This is a genomic window from Crenothrix sp. (assembly GCF_043729335.1).
Taxonomy (GTDB): domain Bacteria; phylum Pseudomonadota; class Gammaproteobacteria; order Methylococcales; family Methylomonadaceae; genus Crenothrix.
Genome location: NZ_JAYTLQ010000050.1, coordinates 75615 through 95101, shown reverse-complemented (window position 1 = coordinate 95101; position 19487 = coordinate 75615). Strand labels below are relative to the sequence as shown.

General features: G+C 45.5%; 20 protein-coding genes and 1 pseudogene. 14 read left to right on the top strand and 7 right to left on the bottom strand.

Translation table 11 applies throughout. From position 1 onward, the window contains the following. Window positions 1–66: 66 nt before the first annotated feature. The 8 genes and pseudogenes from ACHZC4_RS11195 to glcF all read left to right on the top strand — a co-directional run bounded on the left by ACHZC4_RS11195 (window position 67) and on the right by glcF (window position 8985). The gene (locus ACHZC4_RS11195) at window positions 67–489 is read left to right on the top strand and encodes a nucleotidyltransferase substrate binding protein (protein WP_394753930.1); all 423 of its coding nucleotides are present in this window, start codon (window positions 67–69) and stop codon (window positions 487–489) included. Continuing rightward, entirely contained in the window at window positions 486–815 is a 330-nt protein-coding gene (locus ACHZC4_RS11190; RefSeq protein ID WP_394753929.1) for a nucleotidyltransferase family protein, read from the top strand. Before ACHZC4_RS11195 ends, ACHZC4_RS11190 begins: the two co-directional genes overlap by 4 nt. Continuing rightward, window positions 808–3855 carry a type I restriction endonuclease subunit R gene (locus ACHZC4_RS11185; protein WP_394753928.1) on the top strand — a complete coding sequence of 1016 codons (3048 nt, stop codon included), beginning with the start codon at window positions 808–810 and terminating at the stop codon, window positions 3853–3855. The genes ACHZC4_RS11190 and ACHZC4_RS11185 overlap by 8 nt, the downstream gene beginning before the upstream one ends. A gap of 181 nt (window positions 3856–4036) precedes the next feature. Further along, window positions 4037–4141: pseudogene (locus ACHZC4_RS11180) on the top strand (IS5/IS1182 family transposase); the annotation flags it as partial. 95 nt (window positions 4142–4236) lie between these two features. Beyond that, the gene (locus ACHZC4_RS11175; protein WP_394753927.1) at window positions 4237–5703 is read left to right on the top strand and encodes an FAD-linked oxidase C-terminal domain-containing protein; all 1467 of its coding nucleotides are present in this window, start codon (window positions 4237–4239) and stop codon (window positions 5701–5703) included. After that, the gene (gene glcE / locus ACHZC4_RS11170; RefSeq protein ID WP_394753926.1) at window positions 5703–6752 is read left to right on the top strand and encodes a glycolate oxidase subunit GlcE; all 1050 of its coding nucleotides are present in this window, start codon (window positions 5703–5705) and stop codon (window positions 6750–6752) included. The genes ACHZC4_RS11175 and glcE overlap by 1 nt, the downstream gene beginning before the upstream one ends. A 47-nt stretch (window positions 6753–6799) precedes the next feature. After that, window positions 6800–7732, top strand: coding sequence for a cation diffusion facilitator family transporter (locus ACHZC4_RS11165; RefSeq protein ID WP_394753924.1), 933 nt, complete (start codon window positions 6800–6802; stop codon window positions 7730–7732). Between the two features lie 38 nt (window positions 7733–7770). Further along, window positions 7771–8985 carry a glycolate oxidase subunit GlcF gene (gene glcF / locus ACHZC4_RS11160; RefSeq protein ID WP_394753923.1) on the top strand — a complete coding sequence of 405 codons (1215 nt, stop codon included), beginning with the start codon at window positions 7771–7773 and terminating at the stop codon, window positions 8983–8985. Between the two features lie 40 nt (window positions 8986–9025). Here glcF and ACHZC4_RS11155 read toward each other — a convergent pair whose 3' ends face one another. The 3 genes from ACHZC4_RS11155 to ACHZC4_RS11145 are packed head-to-tail and all read right to left on the bottom strand — an operon-like array spanning window position 9026 to window position 11112. Beyond that, a complete protein-coding gene (locus tag ACHZC4_RS11155) occupies window positions 9026–9292 on the bottom strand; it encodes an RnfH family protein (RefSeq protein WP_394754007.1) in 267 nt (88 codons plus the stop codon). A gap of 18 nt (window positions 9293–9310) precedes the next feature. Next, complete coding sequence (locus ACHZC4_RS11150) at window positions 9311–9745, bottom strand: type II toxin-antitoxin system RatA family toxin (RefSeq protein WP_394753922.1); 435 nt, start codon at window positions 9743–9745, stop codon at window positions 9311–9313. A 2-nt stretch (window positions 9746–9747) separates the two neighbouring features. Then, the gene (locus ACHZC4_RS11145) at window positions 9748–11112 is read right to left on the bottom strand and encodes a sodium-dependent transporter (protein WP_394754006.1); all 1365 of its coding nucleotides are present in this window, start codon (window positions 11110–11112) and stop codon (window positions 9748–9750) included. Window positions 11113–11203: 91 nt separating this feature from the next. Here ACHZC4_RS11145 and smpB point away from each other — a divergent pair, with 91 nt between their 5' ends. The 3 genes from smpB to ACHZC4_RS11130 all read left to right on the top strand — a co-directional run bounded on the left by smpB (window position 11204) and on the right by ACHZC4_RS11130 (window position 12772). Further along, on the top strand, window positions 11204–11689 hold the full coding sequence (gene smpB, locus ACHZC4_RS11140) for an SsrA-binding protein SmpB (protein WP_394753921.1): 486 nt from the start codon (window positions 11204–11206) through the stop codon (window positions 11687–11689). 128 nt (window positions 11690–11817) lie between these two features. After that, the gene (locus ACHZC4_RS11135) at window positions 11818–12387 is read left to right on the top strand and encodes an isochorismatase family protein (protein ID WP_394753920.1); all 570 of its coding nucleotides are present in this window, start codon (window positions 11818–11820) and stop codon (window positions 12385–12387) included. A gap of 43 nt (window positions 12388–12430) precedes the next feature. Next, on the top strand, window positions 12431–12772 hold the full coding sequence (locus tag ACHZC4_RS11130) for a HopJ type III effector protein (protein WP_394753919.1): 342 nt from the start codon (window positions 12431–12433) through the stop codon (window positions 12770–12772). A gap of 215 nt (window positions 12773–12987) precedes the next feature. Here ACHZC4_RS11130 and ACHZC4_RS11125 read toward each other — a convergent pair whose 3' ends face one another. Further along, complete coding sequence (locus tag ACHZC4_RS11125) at window positions 12988–13866, bottom strand: outer membrane protein assembly factor BamD (RefSeq protein WP_394754005.1); 879 nt, start codon at window positions 13864–13866, stop codon at window positions 12988–12990. Between the two features lie 116 nt (window positions 13867–13982). Here ACHZC4_RS11125 and rluD point away from each other — a divergent pair, with 116 nt between their 5' ends. From rluD to ACHZC4_RS11110, 3 genes are read left to right on the top strand one after another with little or no spacing between them, the layout of a single operon-like run. Beyond that, entirely contained in the window at window positions 13983–14930 is a 948-nt protein-coding gene (gene rluD, locus ACHZC4_RS11120; protein ID WP_394753918.1) for a 23S rRNA pseudouridine(1911/1915/1917) synthase RluD, read from the top strand. After that, window positions 14917–15648, top strand: coding sequence for a peptidoglycan editing factor PgeF (gene pgeF, locus ACHZC4_RS11115; protein ID WP_394753917.1), 732 nt, complete (start codon window positions 14917–14919; stop codon window positions 15646–15648). Before rluD ends, pgeF begins: the two co-directional genes overlap by 14 nt. A gap of 4 nt (window positions 15649–15652) precedes the next feature. After that, window positions 15653–16480 carry a ZIP family metal transporter gene (locus tag ACHZC4_RS11110; RefSeq protein WP_394753916.1) on the top strand — a complete coding sequence of 276 codons (828 nt, stop codon included), beginning with the start codon at window positions 15653–15655 and terminating at the stop codon, window positions 16478–16480. A 174-nt stretch (window positions 16481–16654) separates the two neighbouring features. Here the strand turns inward: ACHZC4_RS11110 and ispF are convergent, their stop codons facing one another. From ispF to ACHZC4_RS11095, 3 genes are all read right to left on the bottom strand, one after another. Then, window positions 16655–17131, bottom strand: coding sequence for a 2-C-methyl-D-erythritol 2,4-cyclodiphosphate synthase (ispF, locus tag ACHZC4_RS11105; RefSeq protein ID WP_394753915.1), 477 nt, complete (start codon window positions 17129–17131; stop codon window positions 16655–16657). Next, the gene (gene ispD, locus ACHZC4_RS11100; protein ID WP_394753914.1) at window positions 17128–17820 is read right to left on the bottom strand and encodes a 2-C-methyl-D-erythritol 4-phosphate cytidylyltransferase; all 693 of its coding nucleotides are present in this window, start codon (window positions 17818–17820) and stop codon (window positions 17128–17130) included. The genes ispF and ispD overlap by 4 nt, the downstream gene beginning before the upstream one ends. A gap of 219 nt (window positions 17821–18039) precedes the next feature. Continuing rightward, window positions 18040–19428, bottom strand: a complete 1389-nt coding sequence (locus ACHZC4_RS11095) for a TIGR03013 family XrtA/PEP-CTERM system glycosyltransferase (protein ID WP_394753913.1) — start codon at window positions 19426–19428, stop codon at window positions 18040–18042. Window positions 19429–19487 lie beyond the last annotated feature (59 nt).

Below are 19487 nucleotides of genomic sequence, written 5' to 3'. Positions count from 1 at the left end.
TAAACGTGTTCGCCCAATTCCCATTCAGATAATTTTAAAAAACAAAAACTTAACCGAGCAGAATTTATGATCGATTACAGCAAATTCAAAAAATCCCTGAAACAGCTTGAATTGCAATTTGCCAATTATCAACGTTCGGCAGAACGCACAAATTTATCCGCATTGGATAAAGAAGCCATTGCCGAATCGGTGATTCAGCGTTTTGAAACCTGTTATGACTGCGTATGGAAGCACCTTAAACGTTATTTAATTGAAACTTTGGGTCTGCCGGAAGTACCAAACAGCCCTAAACCCATTTTTCGCATCGCCGCCGACAACCTCCTGTTTCGTGCCAATACCGAGCAATGGTTGGGTTATGCCGATGCGCGTATCCAAACGTCACACGATTACAATGGTGACAAAGCGCAGGCGGCGTTAGCGCTGATGGCTGATTTTATCGCTGATGCCATCGCCCTGTATCAAACCTTGACTGAAGAAACGTGGGAATGAAGCCAAATATGGACATTACCCCCGCGCAACAAACCTTACTGTTGCAGATGGTACAGCAATTTTTGCCCGATGTTGCGGTTTGGGCGTTTGGTTCACGGGTAAAAGGCAATGCCCGGACTACCTCCGACCTTGATTTGGTAGTGTTTGCCAAATCCTCACAAAAGCCACAGGTATTTGCCTTGCAAGAAGCACTGGAAGAAAGCAACTTGCCCTTCAAAGTTGATTTGCTGATCTGGGACGACATCCCGGAAAACTTTAAAGCTAATATCCAGCAGCACTATATTGAATTGATAAAGACCCCGTACCCTGAGACACCTCATGCATAAAGAAATCGACTTTGAAAACGACATTGAACAGGCGTTGATTAATACGGGTGGCTATGAAAAAGGCGACCCCAAAGCCTATGACCCAGAAACGGCGTTGTTTCCGGTCGATATAATAGCCTTTGTACAAAAAACGCAACCGAAAATCTGGTCACGCCTGACCCAACTGGATGCCAGTAAAGCCCCGGCGATGTTAATGGATAGTTTGGTGAAGGAACTGGCTGCCAAAGGATCATTGGCGGTTTTGCGCGAAGGGTTTAAATGTGTCGGCAAGACGGTGCGTCTGGCCTATTTTGCACCCAATACCGGCCTTGATCCCACCGCAACGGATCGCTACGCAGACAATCGCCTGACCATCGTGCGCCAAGTCAACACCCAGAGCGGTGCAATTCCCGATGTGGTGCTGGCGGTCAACGGCTTGCCTATCGCCACACTGGAATTAAAAAATCCAATGTCGGCAACGCACTGGAATGTTGAAAATGCCAAATACCAATATAAGTTTGAACGTGATCCCAAGGAATTGCTGTTTGCCTTCAAACAACGCTGCCTGGTACATTTTGCGGTAGATACCGAACTGGCGTTCATGACCACCAAACTGGAGGGCAAAGACACATTCTTCCTGCCCTTCAACCTTGGGCATGAGAACGGGGCGGGAAATCCACCGGCGGAAGGCGATGTACGCACGACTTATTTATGGCACAAGGCGCTTACCCGCGATAGCCTGATGGATATCCTCGCCCGCTTCATTCATTTGGATGTGGAAGAGAAGACGGTGGTAACCGATAAGGGCATCAAGCGCCACCGCAAAGAAACCCTCATTTTCCCGCGTTACCACCAGCTTGATTGTGTCCGCGCTTTAACAAACCATGCCCAAGCGCAGGGTTCAGGCCATAATTATTTGATCCAACATTCAGCCGGATCGGGTAAGTCGAATTCCATTGCCTGGCTGGCACATCGTTTATCCTGTCTGCATAACGCCAGCAATGAAAAAATTTTCCATTCCGTCATCGTCATTACCGACCGACGCGTACTCGACCAACAATTACAGAACACCATCTTTCAATTTGAGCACAAACTGGGCGTGGTGCAAAAAATCGACGAAGACACCCAACAATTGGTGAAAGCCTTGGCAGGTGGCGTGCCCGTTATTATTTCAACCATCCAAAAGTTCCCGTTTATCACTCAAGCTATCCGCACGATGGAAGCCAATGGTAAAGCGCTTGCCATTGACACCAAAGGCAAACGTTTTGCGGTGATTGTCGATGAGGCGCATAGCTCTCAAAGCGGCGAGACCGCTATGGAGCTGCGTAAAATTCTGAACAAGGACGGTATAGAATCGGCTATTGCTGAACAATTTCTCGACATGGAGGATGAATCGCTGAGTGAGGAGGCTAAAAAAGAGCTGCTTCGTGAACAACTTAAACGGGCTAAACAACCCAACTTAAGTTTTTTCGCTTTCACGGCAACGCCAAAATTTAAGACGCTGTGCGTGTTTAATGAGCCAGGGCTGAACGGCAACGCACCGTTCCATCATTACAGTATGCGCCAAGCCATTGATGAAAGGTTCATCCACGATGTGCTGGCTAATTACACCTGTTACAAACGTTATTACCAGCTACTGCAAAAGGTCGAGCAAGACCCAGAAGTGCCTCGTCGTAAAGCGGCGCGGGCGCTGGCACGTTTTGTGGAATTCCATGACTACGAGATTGCCCAAAAGGTTGAAGTTATTGTTGAGCACTTTCGCACCCATACCCGCCATAAAATAGGCGGGCGTGCCAAAGCAATGGTGGTGACAGGCTCACGCGAACACGCAGTACGCTACAAGCTGGGCTTTGACAAGTACATCAAGGATAAGGGTTACACGGATGTAAAATCGCTGGTGGCGTTTTCCGGTGAAATTTTCCTGAAAGAATTTGCCGATAAAAAATTCACTGAAGTCAGCATGAATAACGGTATTAAAGAAACCGAACTGCCGGAAAAATTTAACACGGAAGATTACCAAGTCCTGCTGGTGGCTGAAAAATACCAGACCGGTTTTGACCAGCCCTTATTGCATAGCATGTATGTGGATAAGCGGCTTTCCGGCATTCAAGCGGTACAAACGTTATCGCGCCTCAATCGTACAACGCCTGGCAAAACCGATACCTTTGTACTCGATTTCGTGAATGAACCGGCGGATATTTACACGGCGTTTAAGCCATATTACGAGGTGACTCCCAAAGGTGAAGATTCAGACCCGCAGCAACTCAATACCTTGGCACATGGCCTGGCTGAATGGAAAATCTATTCACCAGAGGAAGTGAGCGCCTGGTGTGAAATTTGGTTCCGAAACCGCATGAACCCAACGGGCGGCGAACACAAGAAATTAAATGGCCTGCTTGATTTGGCTGTCGAGAGATTTATAAAATTAAAAGAAGAGGATCAAAACTTCTTCAAGGGACAGCTGGCAACGTTTCGTAACCTGTACCTGTTCATTTCACAAATTATCCCTTATCAAGATTCCGATCACGAGAAACTCTATACCTATACCCGTTTTTTGCTGAACAAACTGCCACGAAACGCCGATACCCGCAACGTTCAAGTTGACGATGATGTTGAGCTGAAATATTACCGGCTACAGAAAATCAGCGAAGGTGCTATTGATCTTAAGGTCGGAGAGACTGAACCTGTGTATGGGCCTACTGCCGTCGGTACTGGCCAACCTGATGAGGAAGTGCAGCTATCAACGCTAGTTGATAAGCTCAATGAGCGGTTCGGTACCGAATTCAACCTGGCCGACCAACTGTTCTTTGACCAGGTGCGTGAAACAGCGGTGGCAAATCAGCAATTACGCCAGGCGGTAATGGCCAACTCGATAGAGAATTTTGAACCGGTGTTCAACAAGCAATTGGAAAATTTGTTTGTTGAACGTATGGATGGCAACGAGGATATTTTTGTGAGGCTGATGAACGATGAAGCTTTTCGCAATATAGCGTCCGAACATTTGATGCGGGCGGTTTATCAACAAATTCGGAGTGGGAATGACGTTGGGGTGGTCGGGTGAGCAGTGGAACAGCAAACTAAAAGCAGTACCTTATCGTTTTTATCTGGTTTTGTATGTGTGAAAAATAATTAATTGGGTCAAACATTATGCTATAAGCATGTAAGATAATTTAGTTCGTCTTTATAGGGTAATGTGGTTCATAAAGTTGATAATATCCTTTCCCTACTGCTCCTCTAAGCTGTTGGAGAAATGCCGTAGGCTTTGGAAAAACACCGAACGCTTGCTTAACACCAGCCTACAATTTGTTAACCTGGATTTTTTGACCTTGCTATTGCGAAGATATTGAACAGATTCTTAACCAGAGTTTGCTACTGTTAAATCACTTGAACATCCTGTTAAAAAATGCTTTTATCGCTGGTTTGTTAATCTTTAATCGCTTACATGACATCATCGCCGCTAACCGCCAACTTTATCAACCAATGCAAAACCCTCATCGGTAGCCAGAATGTCATTGCCGACTCTGAAATGCTGAAAGTGTTTGAATGTGATGCGTTAACGGCACTAAAAGCCTTACCGCAACTGGTGGTGTTACCGGAAACGGTTGAACAAGTCCAGGCTATACTCAAGCTGTGTTATAGCCAACGCATACCCGTAGTACCGCGCGGTGCAGGTACAGGATTAACCGGCGGTGCTTTAGCAGTTAATAACGGCGTGGTTTTAGGCTTGAGCAAAATGAATAAAATTCTGGCCATTGATCCCAACAATCGCACCGCACAGGTACAGGCAGGGGTTCGCAATTTAGCGGTCTCAGAAGCTGCCAAAGCTTATGGCTTGTATTATGCGCCCGATCCATCATCACAAATCGCCTGCTCAATTGGCGGCAATATCGCCCAAAATTCTGGGGGGGTGCATTGCTTAAAATACGGCTTAACTGTACATAATGTCTTGCAGGTTAAACTAATTACCATAACGGGCGAACTGTTAACCTTGGGTGGTGGCGGTTTGGACGCGCCCGGTTTTGATTTACTGGCTGTTAGCATCGGCTCGGAAGGCTTGTTAGGCATTGTAGTAGAGGCCACATTACGGCTATTGCCGATACAACCCTGTACGCAAGTATTACTGGCAGCTTTTGATAGCATAGCCAAAGCCGGTGATGCCGTTGCAGCGATTATTGCCGGAGGGCTTATTCCCGCAGGACTCGAACTGATGGACAATGCCGCCATTCGGGTAACGGATGACTTTGTTCAGGCCAATTATCCAATTGATGCCGCTGCCATTTTACTGTGTGAGCTGGATGGCTTACCCGAACAGGTTGCTACTGACATGGCCAAAGCCCATGTTATTTTTGCAGCCAATGGCGCTAGCGAAATACGCACAGCAAAAGATAGCGATGAACGCAAACGCTTTTGGGCAGGCCGTAAAGCCGCGTTTCCAGCGGTCGGCCGTATTGCCGCCAATTACTATTGCATGGATGGCACTATTCCACGTAAACACCTGGCTAAAGTTCTCACTCAAATAAACACGCTTACCAACACTATGGGCTTAGCCGTAGTCAATGTTTTCCATGCCGGCGACGGCAATTTACACCCGTTAATTTTGTACGATGCCCGTATTCCGGGCGATTATGAGAAAGCCGAACAGTTAGGCGGCCAGATTTTAGAGCTGTGTGTGGAAGTCGGCGGTACTATTACCGGTGAACATGGTGTCGGTCTCGAAAAACTCAATCAAATGTGCGTGCAGTTTTCTAGCGCAGAGATACAGCAATTTCAGCGTTTAAAAGCAGCTTTTGATGAACATGATTTACTCAATCCCGGCAAAGCCATTCCAAGTTTGCATCGCTGTGCAGAATTTGGCCGCATGCATATTCATCAAGGCCAGTTGCCATTTCCTGAATTAGAGCGTTTTTAATGATTGAGCAAGATTTGAGTTTATCTTTACAGGCTCAAGTGCTACAAGCCATTGCTAATGCTACGCCTTTAAACATAATTGGTGGTAACAGTAAGGCATTTTACGGATCGCCAAGCACGGCAACGGAGCGCCTTGAACTTGGCGGTCATACGGGCATTATTGCTTACGAACCCAGCGAGTTAGTCATTACTGCCCGTTCCGGTACGCCGTTACACGCAGTGGAAACGTTATTAACAGAACACGGCCAAATGCTCGCATTTGAGCCGCCGCATTTTTCACCGCATGCTACCCTTGGCGGAACGATTGCCTGCGGATTTTCAGGGCCGCGCCGCCCTTTTACCGGCAGTGTGCGTGATTTTATGTTGGGATGCCGGATTATTAATGGCCACGGTCAAGTACTGCGTTTTGGCGGTCAAGTCATCAAAAATGTGGCAGGGTTTGATGTTTCGCGTTTAATGGTAGGTGCGTTAGGCCAGTTAGGGGTATTGCTGGATGTTTCTTTGCGCGTATTGCCTAAGCCGGAAGCGGAAATAACCTTATGCTACCCAGCGACGGGGGCACAATCCGCACTGGACTTAATGCAGCGCTGGCAAAATCAACCCTGGCCATTATCGGCGCTGTGTTTTATAGATGATGCAATAAGAGTAAGGTTATCTGGCGCAGAAGCTGCGATACAGGCAGCGGCACAAAAACTGGGCGGTGAAATCGATTCTCAAGGCACGCATTTTTGGCAGGCGTTACGTGAACAGCAACTGCCATTTTTTCAGGGCGCTCAAAGCTTGTGGCGTATTAGTCAGCCACCAGCAACGCCTCCGCTTGATTTATCCGGCGATTGGCTGTTAGATTGGGGCGGTGCACAGCGTTGGTTGAAGTCATCAGAACCTGCCGCTCGCATTCATGCTATCGCCCAGGAAAATTTAGGACATGCCGTGTGTTTTCGAGGGTATGATAAAACCGACTGGCTCAGGCTAGAACCTGGGCTTGTGGCATTACACCAAAAAATTCGCTACGCGTTTGATCCTTACGGTCTGTTTAACCCACTGCCTTAGAAATTAGTGTGGTATTTTGTCTTTTTTGTTAAAAATAAGGTAGCTTTATGGAGCACAATCATTCCCATGATCATGGCCACGAACACCAACACTGCCATACACCTGCAAATTTTGATCTCGCTTTTGCGGTAGGCATAGTCCTTAATTTTGGTTTTGTTATCGTGGAAGCTATTTTTGGCAGCTTAGCGCATTCTCTCGCGTTACTGGCAGATGCTGGCCATAATTTGAGTGATGTCCTGGGTTTATTACTGGCGTGGGGGGCGAGTGTTTTAGCGCGCCGATTGCCCACACAACGGCGAACCTACGGGCTACGGCGCTCTTCTATTTTAGCGGCTTTACTCAATGCCTTGGTTTTACTCGTTGCGGTAGGTGGGATAGCCTGGGAGGCTATTTTTCGCTTTAACCATCCCGAAGCAGTGGCCAGTGAAACAGTGATGTGGGTTGCAGCGGTTGGCATTGTAATCAACAGTTTTACGGCATGGTTATTTATGTCTGGGCAAAAGCAAGATATCAATATTCGTGGTGCTTATTTGCACATGGCTGCGGATGCCGGTATTTCATTTGGCGTAGTAGTCGCTGCTTTAATCATGCGCTTTACCGGCTGGTTGTGGCTTGATCCCGCAGTGAGCTTAGTTATTGTCATCATTATCATTTTTGGAACCTGGGGCTTATTGCGTGAGTCAGTTAATTTGGCTTTAGATGCGGTACCTGAAAGTATTCATCCTGGCAAAGTTGAAGCTTACCTTGCAGGGCTTCCGGGTGTAAACGCCGTTCACGATTTACATATTTGGGGCATGAGTACCACAGAAATTGCCTTAACCGTGCATCTGGTCAAGCCCGATGCTGTTATTGATGATGCGCTGTTATCACAAATTAACACAGAATTGCAGCACAGGTTTGGTATTGGCCACACGACCATACAGTTTGAGCTTGGCGATGTCTCTCATTTATGTCGGCAAGCGCCGGTAGAAGCTGTCTAACAGCTTTAGGTTTAGCAGCGCTAAGGTAAATCGCCGCCATGCAAACATCACTCATCAGCAATCGTATTAATGCCAATGATGCACAAGAAGCGGATGACATTTTACGCCGCTGTGTGCATTGTGGATTTTGTAATGCCGTGTGTCCTACCTATCAATTGCAAGGCGATGAACGCGATGGCCCACGTGGACGTATTTATCTGCTAAAACAGCTATTTGAAGGCGAGGCAGTTACCCAGAAAACCCAATTTCATCTTGACCGCTGCTTAAGCTGTAAAAGCTGTGAAACCACCTGCCCTTCGGGTGTTAAATACGGGCGCTTGGCCGATATAGGCCGTAATGTTATTGAACAACAGGTAGGACGACCTTGGCATCAACGTAGGCTACGGCAATTACTGATGTTGACCTTACCTTATCCCCAGCGATTAAAGCCACTGTTGCGGGTGGCTTATTTACTGCGACCACTGTTTTCCAGTAAATTAAAAAACAAACTTCCAATACAACGCCCCTGCCCTGTCTGGCCAGCTATTCGTCATCCACAACGGGTATTATTATTGGAAGGCTGCGTTCAACGTGGGTTAGCGCCACATATTGATGCCCTTGCTGCTGTCGTTCTGGATCAAGTGGGTATCAGTGCTGTTCGTCAGCCTAATGCAGGGTGTTGCGGGGCTTTAAATTATCATCTGAGCGATCATAACGGCAGCCTGAATTTTATGCGCCGTATGATTGATACATGCTGGCCGCAGATTGAATCCGGTGTAGAAGCGATTATTATGACCGCCAGCGGCTGCGGCGTTATGCTAAAAGACTATGCCCATTTACTGCGCGAGGATGCACTTTACGCTGAAAAAGCCGTGCAATTTTCGGCATTGGCCCGTGATTTAAGCGAGGTATTGCGCAGCGAAGATTTAAGTGCTTTAAATGTCACGCCCCGTAAACTGGCCTTTCAATCCCCGTGTACTTTGCAACATGGACAACACCTTAACGGTGTTGTGGAAGAAATATTACGACGTCTGGGTTTTGAGCTAACGCCGGTTATCGATGGCCATTTGTGCTGCGGTTCTGCGGGCACTTATTCTATTTTACAACCCCAGCTTTCTGAGCAATTGCGCGCCAATAAATTACAGCACCTGCAAAACGGTCAGCCGGATATGATTGCTACGGCAAATATAGGTTGCTTACTGCATTTGCAACAAATAGTGGATGTGCCGGTAGTGCATTGGGTTGAGCTGTTAGCTGAAGGTCTATCAACATAGCCAGTCCGCAGATACTCAGCGTGCATTCTATCGGCGGTAGTTATTTCTTGGCCCGTTGTAACCTGGCCGCTTTAGGATCAAGCATAAGCGGGCGATAAATTTCAACTCTATCACCGTGCTTAAGACTATGATCAAGATTGCAGAGCACTCCAAAAACGCCTACTTTAGTTTGCTCCAAATCAATTTCAGGAAATTGCGCCAGTAAGCCCGATGCGTGTATCGCTTGTTCAGCGGTAGTATCTAAAGGCACAGGCAAGCTAACAAGTGCTTGTTTGTCGGGCGTGGCGTACGCCACTTCTATGGTCATCATTAATTTACCCAGACTTCAATAGCCATAAACATCTTTGGCGCGTTGAGTGAAGGCCCCTACCATCGTGTTACAGATTTGGTTAAACACAGCGCCAAACGCCAGATTGGCCAGCTTTCCCGCCATTTCAAACTCCAGATTAAGTGAAATTTTGCTGGCATTTTCACGTAACGGCAAAAAATTCCACGAACCTTCCAGATACGAAAACGGCCCATCCAGTAAAGAAACCGTTATCTTGCCGTTATCATCTATTTTATTGCGGGTGGAAAAAGCTTTTTTGAAACCACCCTTGGCAATCAGCAACTCTGCTTCAATAAAATCTTCGCCGCGTTTAATAATGCGGCTGGCGCTGCACCACGGTAAAAACTTTGGATAAGACTCAATGTCGTTAACCAACTCAAACATTTGCAGTGCAGAAAACTTAACTAATGCACTTTTTTCTACAGTTGTCATGATTAAATCACTCCAGTAACATGCAGGAACACCAAAAATACCGCGCAGGGCGACACGTAGCGTACAACAACGCGCCATAGTGGGTAACCCTGGGTATCTGACGGCAGAGCCAACTCTTTTTCGCTGTGCTGGCGCTGCATCATCCAGCCAGTAAATACCGCTATACATAAACCACCCGTAGGTAGCATCAGGTTGGCGGTGATGTAATCAATTAATTCAAATAATGTTTGATTAAAAATTTTAAAATCTGACCACACATTAAAGGAAAATACCGTTATTAAACCCAGCGCCCAAGCCGCTAAGCCGGATTTTATACAGGCTTGTTGGCGCGACAAGCCTTTGTGTTCGATTAGCCAGGCTACCGCCGGTTCAATTAACGAAATAGACGAGGTCAGCGCTGCAAACACCAGGGCAATAAAAAACAAGGTACCAAACAGCCAGCCGCCCGTCATATTGCCAAAAGCGATCGGCAACACTTGAAATATAAGGCCCGGACCTGAATCAGCTTGTAATTGATAAGTGAAGACAATGGGGAAAATAATAATGCCTGCCAATAGTGCTACCAAGGTATCTGCACCGGCAATAATAAAAGTTGTTTTAGCAATGGATACGTCTTTGGGTAAATAAGCGCCGTATACCATAATCGCACCCATACCGATGCTGAGGGTGAAAAACGCTTGTCCCATAGCCACTAATACCGAATTGCCGGTCAGCTTGCTAAAATCAGGGTTAAACAAAAATCGTAATCCCTGGAAATAACCGCTGGTGCTCATAGCGTAGCCCACTAATAAAATCAGCAATACAAATAACGCCGGTATTAAAAACCGCACCGATTTTTCCAGGCCACCGGTAATGCCGCGTGCGACTATCAACATGGTGGCAATCATAAATAGCGTATGCCAGAATATCAATTGCATCGGGCTGGCGATAAAGTTATTAAAAATTATTTTAATGTCGGTAGGACTAGCGCCGGAAAAACTGCCGGTGAAGTTTTTAACGACATAAGCCGATGCCCAGCCAGCAATCACGCTGTAATATGACAGTATCAAAAAACCGGCAATAACGCCCATCCAACCTACATAATGCCAACGTTTGTCCGCATTAGCTTCGGCGGTTAAGGTAACCATGGTATCGATAGGGTTTTGCCGACTGCGCCGTCCCATCATAATTTCCGCCATCATAATCGGGATGCCAATGAGCAGCACACAGGCTAAATACACGATGACAAATGCCCCGCCACCATTTTCTCCGACGATGTAGGGGAATTTCCAGATATTACCTAAGCCGACGGCAGAACCTGTGGCAGCGAGAATAAAGCCAAAATCTGAAGACCATTCACCGTGTATTGATTTTTTTGTGTCCATTATGAGCCCATTTAAAAACTAACTTTACTGGTATTATCGAGTAAAATAACAAAATTATTCCTTTACGTCAGTTTAAAAATATTAAACAAACACTATGGCTGATAAAAAGTCCAAAAAAGACACTAAACAACAAAACGCGACGATAGCGGTTAACCGTCAGGCAAAACATGAATATTTTATCGAAGAACGTTTTGAAGCAGGCCTAGTGCTGGAAGGCTGGGAAGTCAAAAGCCTGCGTGATGGCAGGCTCCAGCTGAAAGAAAGTTACGTGGTCATTAAACGCGGCGAAGCGTGGTTGTCGGGGGCGCATATTTCCCCTATGCTGTCAGCGTCTACCCATATTAAACCCGAATCAGTGCGCATGAAAAAATTATTACTGAACCGTCATGAGCTTAATAAATTGATTGGTGCGGTTGAGCGCAAAGGTTACACGCTAATGCCATTATCGATGTATTGGAAAAGTGGCCGCGCCAAACTGGAAGTGGGCTTGGCAAAAGGCAAGCAATTACACGACAAACGCACCGCCTCAAAAGACCGCGATTGGCAACGCGAAAAAGAACGCATCATGAAACATGCTTAAAGTGCGCCCTAAATAGTGGTTGTGACATGAATGTGCATGCGAGGCAATAGGTAATACTACGTATTGTCTGAGGGGCTTGTTTCCTCTAGCCTAGTGTCAGTATTTACTGACGGCTGGATGCTTGAATCATGAACACTCAACTTAATCTTTTATCTGCGGAAAATAGCCTGTTAATCGTTATCGATCAACAGCCCAAGTTATCTGCGGTAATGCCAAAAGCTGAGCATAGACCGGTACTTACCAATATCGGTAGCTTAGTTGAAGCGGCAGGCATATTAGATATACCTGTTTTTCTGACCGAATTATGCCCGAATATACTCGGCGAAACCGACAAATCGATTAGCAAAAGATTAATCGGTACGCGGCATATTTTTAGTAAAACCAGTTTTTCGTGTTTTGCAGCTGAGGGTTTTTATATGGCTTTGCGACACAGTGGCCGCCGACAAATTATTTTGGTCGGTCAGGAAGCGCATTTAAGCGTTTTGCAGACGGCCTTAGAATTGTTCCACATTGGTTATGATGTTTATGTGGTTGAAGATGCCATTTGCTCACGTAAAACTCGGCATAGTATTAATGCCGTACAGCGTTTACAAAAGCATGACGTCAGTATTGTTAATTACGAGTCAGTCCTGTTTGAATGGATCAGAGACTCTTCGCATCCTAATTTTAGGCGGGTCTCGGCGTTGCTTCGGCAATGATCGTAATGCCGCGATAGTTTATCAAAAACTTTAATAAAACCTTATGACACTCGCTTTATTTATTGAAAAAATACACCGTAATGAAGCCGTCAGTTTCAAGGAAACGATGGCTGTGATTGCCGACAACTACGATTATCATCCCGTAGAATTCAGCAATGGTGACTTGGTTAACACTACGGGTACTAACGAAGGATCCTGTAAAATCTTCGCGTTTGCAATGAAAAACCAATTGAATCAGCAACAAACATTGAGTTTATTCGGCGATTATTACCGGCACGATGTGTTAAATGATCCTGAAGGAACAGGACATCAGAATATCCGTAATTTTATGCGGTATGGTTGGGAAGGCATACAATTTAACGGTACTGCTTTGACGGATAAGTAAGTTTTAGTTTTGTAAAATACAGCCAGTAAAAACCGCAACTCAAAATGCCCGTAGTGGTAGGGACGCAAAATTTTCGTCCCTACTTTAAAAATGTGGCTTCCAACTTAAGGCGGGGCATCCGTTCGCCCTTGTCGAAAGGTTTGTTGTTCATGGTTCGACAAGCTCACCACAAACGGCTTTTTTAAATTGTCCCGTCTTAAGTTGGTAACCAAAACCTATTGTTCCAAACCAATAAAATCCCAGACTTTTTGAGCCGGTGGCCGGTTTTCAATGTCTTCAGGTGGCGTATTAGCAAAGTTTGCTTCATAAAGTTTTTGCGCATCTTTGGCCAAGTCGGTCATATCAAGCTTGGTATAGGCTTCTTGCATAATTTGTAAGGCATAGGGAATCGCCGGTGTACGCTGGTATTTTTCAACAACGCCTACCGCTCTGTTGGCTGCTGCAACATAGGCCTTACGTTTCATATAATAACGCGCCACATGTACTTCGTGCATAGCCAGCTTATTTTTGAGACCCAGCATGCGGTGCTTAACATCCGCTGCATATTTGCTAGTGGGAAAACGGCGCAGTAATTCAGAAAAAATATTATAAGCTTCAGTGGCGCTGTTCGGATCACGTTGCGAACCATCGGTGGGTAAATAACGGTCAATAAAACCAATATCGCGTTTGTAATTCACTAAGCCTTTCAAATAATAGGCATAATCCACGTAAGGGCTGCGCGGGTTGGTTTTAATAAAATGGTCAGCCGTGCTAATGGCGGCATCGTGATCACTATTTTTGTAATAAGCGTAAGCGATGTTAAGTTGAGTTTGCGCTGAGTCAGGCCCAAACGGATAACGGGCTTCCATGGCCTCATAAATTTTGATGGCTTTATCATAGTTGTTGTTATCCAGCGCTTTTTTGGCCATGCTACCAAATTTGGCGGCATCCCAATCGACACAATCGTCTTCCTTAGAATCAGCATCTTTCCATTGAGAACATTCATTTTTTGTCGATTCAGAATCACCCGGCAAAATATTTTTGAGCGTCTGACAGCCCACCAAAATAAAGCTTGCTGTAAAAATAAATAAAGATTTAATCAAAATTAATCGCATAGTACGGACGACACGTTGTAACATTAGAGGTTTTTCGCTAGGTGGTTATGGCATAAAAATGCGCCAAACTTGCCTGCGAGTATAACTTAACAATGGGTTTATCAGAAGAACTTGTTATGACAAGACTAACCGAAGAAGTACCTTACGAATTGGCGGGAATGCGTTTAGATCAAGCGCTTGCAGAACTGTTTTCCGATTATTCGCGTAGTAAATTGCAAACCTGGATTAAGTCAGGGCGCGTGCAGATTAACGATGAAATCAGCATCAGCCCTAAAGCCAAGCTGGATGGTGGCGAACTCATCACGCTGGATGCAGAAGCCGAAGTGGTGATTACTGCCGAAGCTGAAAATATTCCACTGGATATTGTTTTCGAAGATGACAGCATCCTGATTGTCAATAAACCTGCTGGCCTAGTGGTACATCCTGCCGTGGGCAATTGGCACGGCACGTTGCTCAACGCCTTGTTAAATTACGTGCCCGGCTTAGACAGTCTGCCCCGAGCGGGTATTGTGCATCGTATTGACAAAGACACCAGCGGTTTATTAATGGTCGCTAAAACCTTACAGGCGCACAACAGCCTGACCCAGCAATTACAAGAGCGAAGCATTGTCCGCGAATACATTGCCATTTGCCGGGGGCGGATGACGGCCGGGGGTACTGTCGATGAGCCGATTGGCAGAGATCCTAGCGATCGTAAACGCTATATGGTCAGAATGTCCGGCAAAGAAGCCGTTACACACTACCGTGTGACGCAGCGATTTTTGCGCCATACGCTCATTAGGGTCAAGCTGGAAACAGGCCGTACCCATCAAATTAGGGTGCATATGGCGCATGTTCGCTTCCCTTTGCTAGGAGATCAGGTGTACAGCGGACGCTTTCAAATGCCGCCCAATTGCACCGAACGTTTGGCCAATACCTTACGCAGCTTTAAACGTCAGGCCTTGCACGCTGCGAAATTGGGTTTAAAACACCCAGTTACCGATGAATATCTGGAATGGGAACAAACATTACCTGCCGATATGGTCGATTTACTGGATGCCTTGGCTGAGAATGACAATCAATAATAATGTACTGGTGCCAGACTGGCTCGCACCCAAAAATATCCATGCACTAACAACCTTACGCACAGGTGGAGTGAGCACCGGCTGCTATGCCAGCTTGAATCTTGCTACACATGTGGGAGATGATCTTAACGCAGTCACACAAAACCGGAACATCATTCGGGAAACCTTGGCGTTACCCGCAGAGCCTGTGTGGTTACAGCAGGTACATAGCAATATCGCGGTTAACGCAGCTGAAGTGACATCGCTGCCCCAAGCCGATGCCAGTTACAGCCATGCTGCCAATATTGTTTGCACAGTGATGACGGCAGATTGTCTGCCGTTACTGGTGTGTTCTAGCGATGGAGAGTGTGTGGCGGCTATTCATGCAGGCTGGAAAGGTTTATTGGATGGCATTATTACCAACACAATAACGGCTATGCAGGCTGATAATCTGCTGGTCTGGCTTGGCCCCGCCATAGGGCTGGGTTGTTTTGAAGTAGGCACAGAAGTACGTGAGGCTTTCGTGGAAAAGTCGGCACATTTTGCCAATGCCTTCAAGCCGCAAGGGGATCGGTGGCTGGCCAATATTTATCAGTTGGCGCGAGTTGAATTAAACACCTTGGGTATTGATAAGATTTACGGCGGTGATTTTTGTACCGTTACCGAACATGAACGTTTTTACTCTTATCGGCGCGATAAGGAAACCGGACGCATGGCTACTTTAATTTGGAGAACATAACGCTGTGCATTTACTGGTTTTAATTATTATTTTTACCGCCATTGGCGGGGTGTTAAGCGTTATGGCGGCGGCTGTTTTTTTGTTGCTCCCTGAACAAAAAAGACAGGCAGTATTACCGCATGGCATCAGTTTTGCGATTGGTGCTTTGCTTGCCGTGGCGTTTTGGGGGCTGATTCCAGAAGTATTTACTGATGCCCCACCTGAACAATTTCAAGCGTTGTCTGGCACGATATTAGCGGGAATTTTGGGATTTTTTGTGTTGGAAAAGTTACTAATCTGGCGGCATTGTCATTACGGTGAACACTGCGAAGCTCACGGTGATGAATTGGAACACGCGCCTCATAGTGACCATAATCATGGCCATCATGGTCATGGGGCTAAATCGGCCGGATCGTTGATTATTGTCGGCGATAGCATCCACAACTTTGTCGATGGCGTATTGATTGCTGCTGCGTTTTTGACCGATGTTCAGTTAGGTATTGTCACCAGCCTTGCGGTTGCCGCGCATGAAATTCCACAAGAAGTGGGCGATTTTGCCATTTTGTTGCACAGCGGTTATTCCAACGCCAAAGCACTTTTTTACAATATTTTAGCGAGTTTATCGACAGTGTTAGGCGGCGTTCTGGCCTATTTCTGTCTTGCTGATTTGCACGATAAATTACCTTATCTTTTAGCTTTAGCGGCATCCAGTTTTATTTATATTGCGGTGGCCGATTTAATTCCATCGCTGCATAAAAAAACCGATATGAAAACCTCAGTGCAACAGATTGTCTTGATTGCGGCAGGCGTGCTGTTGATTTGTACTTTGCATGGCATTGTCCATGGCAAGTAGGAAAAAATACCAACGCGGTATTTTCTGAATTTGTTTAACTCGAATGATGAAAATGCCGTCATGAAACACCATAAACCTATTCACAAAAGCGGGCAAACAATAAAACTGTTTGCTCGCATTATTAAAAGGCCAGATATTACAATACGTATCAATGCTTACGTGGACTGCCTTTGCTCATGGCTTTTCAACCAACACAATTGCCTGGACAGCAATGCCTTCTTTACGGCCTTCAAAGCCCAATTTTTCAGTGGTTGTAGCTTTAACATTAATGCAATCAATTTCAACTTGACAATCTTTGGCAATAATGGCGCACATATCGGCAATATAAGGCGCCATTTTTGGTGCCTGGGCGATAATAGTCATATCAGCATTCACCAAACGATAGCCTTTTGCCTGCACAATACCGACAACATGGCGCAACAATACACGGCTGTCCGCGCCTTTAAACTCAGGATCGGTATCAGGAAAATGCTGCCCAATATCACCCAACGCCACCGCGCCCAATAAGGCATCACATAAAGCATGTAACACCACATCACCATCGGAATGGGCTTCTAAGCCTTGTTGATACGGAATTGTTACGCCACCTAAAATAATATGGTCGCCATCGCCAAAACGATGCACATCATAGCCCTGCCCTACTCTAATCATTGCTGCTCCAGATAAAATTGCGCTAATGCCAAGTCTTCAGGTCGGGTGATTTTAATATTATCAGGTCGACCTTCGACGATTTTCGGTTGCAAGCCCAGCATTTCCAAGGCACTGGCTTCATCAGTGACAGCGGGATTGCCTTCGGCGGCTTCAAGTGCGTTTTTTAACATGCCGTAACGAAACATTTGTGGGGTTAACGCCCGCCAAATATGGCTTCTGTCCAATGTTCCCAAAATGTTTTTGCCTTGCACGTTTTTTAACGTGTCATGCGACGATAACGCCAAAATACCACCGACTTCATCATCAATCAGCGTGTTAATCAGATGATGAATATCAGAGGCCGTCAAACAAGGCCGCGCCGCATCGTGTACCAATACCCAGTCATCATCAGAAGCCATAGTGCGTATCGACTTTAAGCCCGATAGCACCGAATCTGCGCGTTCTTTACCGCCAGGTGCAGTCATTATTTTTTCATGCTTGGAGATGGGAATTTCAGGCCAATACGGATCTTCTACCGAAATGGCTACACTAATTGTGGTAAAGACATCCGCTTGCAATAAGCGTAATAGAGTTTGCTCCAATACGGTTTTACCCGCCAGCAATAAATATTGTTTGGGGCGATCGGCACTCATGCGCTTGCCGACACCCGCAGCGGGAACTACCGCCCAGAATTTTGTTTTATCAGTCATTAAGATTACATTATGGGTTTATATTTTTTTTCACGGGAAATACGGAATTTCACTTTTTTGTTTTATGTTTCCGTAGAAAATAGACCTTTACAGTGCTACATTCAACGAGGCGCTTTAGGATAGCAGAAGGTATCGGGTAGCTGGTTTTTAAATGGGTGAAGTTTGTTGGCCAAAGCAATGAAAGCGTCACTGAGTAGTTAATATATGGGTTACCTCAGTTTATCTTGCGCCTTTACCCCATAACACAACTTCAAAGGTATTTAGCATTATCGAAAAGTCCAGAAACATGCTGTAGTTTTTAACATAGTACAGGTCATATTGAAGTTTCTGTATAGTGTCATACTCGCTGGCTCCGTAAGGGTAACACAACTGAGCCCAGCCGGTAATGCCCGGTTTAACACGATGCCTTTCCTGATAATAGGCTATTTTTTGCTCAAAGCTCTCCACAAATTCAGGTCGTTCTGGACGTGGCCCTACAAAGCTCATTTCGCCTTTAAACACATTATATATTTGGGGCAACTCATCTATACGACATTTTCGAATAAACCCACCTACACGAGTCACTCTACTGTCTTTTTTCTGTGCCCATTGTGCGCCATCTTTTTCAGCATCAATTTTCATACTTCTGAATTTTAATACATAAAACGGCATGCTATTTTCACCGACCCGCAGTTGACGATAAAATATGGGGTTTTTAAAGCCACTTTCCAGATAAATAGCCAAGGCAGTTAATAGCATGATGGGCCAGGAAACCAACAATAATAACGTGCTTGAAACCAAATCAAATACCCGCTTTTGAAAAGCCCTTACACCGCCTTGCGAAAAGCCATCAGAAAAAACCAGCCAGCTAGGTGTAATATTATCTAATGAGACAAGCCCTTGTTCGCGCTCGTAAAAGCCCATAGAATCCATAATAGAAAACCCTGACAGCTTAGCATCCAATAATTCTTTAAGCGGCATCAACTTACGATTATCGTCTAGGGCAATCACAATTTCGTCAACTTTATGCAGCATAGCGGTATGCGCAATACTTTTGTATGATTTAATCAAATACTCATTATCAACCACAGCTTGTTCATCAGGAAGCTGAATACAGCCCACTATTTTGAAACCTTTGTGAATAAAGGACTCATTCAACGACAATAGCTTATGCGCCTTATAAGCACTGCCGATAACCAAAACACGGCGTTGCAACTGATCAAGTCTGGCAAATTTATAGAATAAATGCCGGGTTATCATCATGCCTAAAAAAGCAAAGGTTATGGCATAAACCAGAACACTTCGGCCAATCAGGATATCGGGTATCAAATAATAAATGCTAACAACCGTAAAGATGGCCGCACAAAAACTGACACAGGTGCGGGCCAGTAAATTGTAATCATCCCAACTGAGCGTGCGCCTATATAAACCCAACCCCAAGCAACACAGCATTAACACCAGTGAAAAAATAACACTGGCAATGGTCATGTCATCTTGCGTATACCAGGACTCAGTAAATAGAAAACGGGCACGACTGCCATAATACATTGAAGCAAAAAACAGGCTGCTTTCAATGATAATGAGCCATAAATACGCTCTGGAAATATAGTGTCGAAAAATACGAATCACGGTTTTACTCTGTTTCTTTCAGTATAAAAAGGTTGCAATGAGATAATTTCTTGTAAAGA

Coding starts and splice junctions, on each gene's coding strand:
- pgeF (WP_394753917.1), top strand. CDS start 14,917: ATGACAATCAATAATAATGTACTGGTGCCAGACTGGCTCGCACCCAAA.
- rluD (WP_394753918.1), top strand. CDS start 13,983: ATGACAAGACTAACCGAAGAAGTACCTTACGAATTGGCGGGAATGCGT.
- ACHZC4_RS11135 (WP_394753920.1), top strand. CDS start 11,818: ATGAACACTCAACTTAATCTTTTATCTGCGGAAAATAGCCTGTTAATC.
- ACHZC4_RS11190 (WP_394753929.1), top strand. CDS start 486: ATGAAGCCAAATATGGACATTACCCCCGCGCAACAAACCTTACTGTTG.
- smpB (WP_394753921.1), top strand. CDS start 11,204: ATGGCTGATAAAAAGTCCAAAAAAGACACTAAACAACAAAACGCGACG.
- ispF (WP_394753915.1), bottom strand. CDS start 17,131: ATGATTAGAGTAGGGCAGGGCTATGATGTGCATCGTTTTGGCGATGGC.
- ACHZC4_RS11195 (WP_394753930.1), top strand. CDS start 67: ATGATCGATTACAGCAAATTCAAAAAATCCCTGAAACAGCTTGAATTG.
- ispD (WP_394753914.1), bottom strand. CDS start 17,820: ATGACTGATAAAACAAAATTCTGGGCGGTAGTTCCCGCTGCGGGTGTC.
- ACHZC4_RS11165 (WP_394753924.1), top strand. CDS start 6,800: ATGGAGCACAATCATTCCCATGATCATGGCCACGAACACCAACACTGC.
- glcE (WP_394753926.1), top strand. CDS start 5,703: ATGATTGAGCAAGATTTGAGTTTATCTTTACAGGCTCAAGTGCTACAA.
- ACHZC4_RS11130 (WP_394753919.1), top strand. CDS start 12,431: ATGACACTCGCTTTATTTATTGAAAAAATACACCGTAATGAAGCCGTC.
- ACHZC4_RS11185 (WP_394753928.1), top strand. CDS start 808: ATGCATAAAGAAATCGACTTTGAAAACGACATTGAACAGGCGTTGATT.
- ACHZC4_RS11150 (WP_394753922.1), bottom strand. CDS start 9,745: ATGACAACTGTAGAAAAAAGTGCATTAGTTAAGTTTTCTGCACTGCAA.
- ACHZC4_RS11125 (WP_394754005.1), bottom strand. CDS start 13,866: ATGCGATTAATTTTGATTAAATCTTTATTTATTTTTACAGCAAGCTTT.
- glcF (WP_394753923.1), top strand. CDS start 7,771: ATGCAAACATCACTCATCAGCAATCGTATTAATGCCAATGATGCACAA.
- ACHZC4_RS11175 (WP_394753927.1), top strand. CDS start 4,237: ATGACATCATCGCCGCTAACCGCCAACTTTATCAACCAATGCAAAACC.
- ACHZC4_RS11155 (WP_394754007.1), bottom strand. CDS start 9,292: ATGACCATAGAAGTGGCGTACGCCACGCCCGACAAACAAGCACTTGTT.